This is a genomic window from Burkholderia sp. BCC1640 (assembly GCF_902833125.1).
Classification (GTDB): Bacteria; Pseudomonadota; Gammaproteobacteria; order Burkholderiales; family Burkholderiaceae; genus Burkholderia; species Burkholderia diffusa.
In genome coordinates this window covers 1-874 of the sequence record NZ_CADFEF010000103.1, presented here as the reverse complement: position 1 = coordinate 874, position 874 = coordinate 1, and the positions used below count along the sequence as shown (strand labels likewise).

General features: G+C 56.6%; 1 protein-coding gene and 1 pseudogene. One reads left to right on the top strand and one right to left on the bottom strand.

What is annotated here, in order from left to right:
- Positions 1 to 117, bottom strand: a pseudogene (locus tag HWX25_RS32650) (IS5/IS1182 family transposase); the annotation flags it as partial.
- Positions 118 to 317: 200 nt separating this feature from the next.
- Between HWX25_RS32650 and HWX25_RS32645 the strand changes: the two are divergent.
- Complete coding sequence (locus tag HWX25_RS32645; protein WP_175912716.1) at positions 318 to 623, top strand: hypothetical protein; 306 nt, start codon at positions 318 to 320, stop codon at positions 621 to 623.
- The last annotated feature ends 251 nt before the right edge of the window (positions 624 to 874 follow it).

Below are 874 nucleotides of genomic sequence, written 5' to 3'. Positions count from 1 at the left end.
CGTCAGCAATCGCGACCACGGCACGAGCTTCTCCATCTCTTCCAGGAAACGCTGGCGCCGAGTCATGCGCTTCTTGCCCGTGCTTTCCGCTTCCGCAAAGCTCATTTGCCGTTTCATCGTCGTGGGCCCGTTCCGTGAACTATCTTCTACAACGTCCTCGGCTGCGTCAGCGATGACCACAGAGCCGGATAAATCAGTGTTTCCCTAGAGGAAACCGTCGTGCTGACGGTCGGGTCAGTCCCCTGAGGCTCTCGCCCGCTTTTGCAATTTCCTTCAGACTCCGCCGCTGAGTCCCCGGGTTCAATGAAAGTCATTGTGTGGCCCGTTCGGTCGACTCTACGCAAAACTACGATCAAGTCGCAATGGTGTCGTGGTTTTCAGGCGACCTGGCGGTGAAAGTCCAACAAGTCTCAATCCTACTGCGCTCCAGAGAAGTCCGCTCCATGTTCAAGCCAGACTCCCGAATCCTCCTGTTGGGCATCTTTGCCTCTCTTTGCTTCATGGGCGGTATCGCCAAGGCTGCGTCGGTGATTGGTATTGCGTCGATCCTATTTCCTGAACTTGCGGCGCTTTCTTACGACGTCTTCGTCCGGCCGTGCGGATATGGGCGCGCGCGCCATTGATGCTCACGATCACGCCCGTAATTGCAGCTCTGTTGGGCGTAGCTGTTACCCACTACATGCCATATGGACCTTGGTCGATCGCAGCATGCGTCCTCGGGTCGATCGCGATCATCAAGGTACTGCGATTGGAGTTGCCCCTGTAATACCGGACACGGCATCACACTAAGGTTGCTGAATCCATCGAGCGCCGGAACTCGCGAGGCGAGCGGTATTTCAGCGCGCTATGGGGATGCTTCTCGTTGTAATGCTCG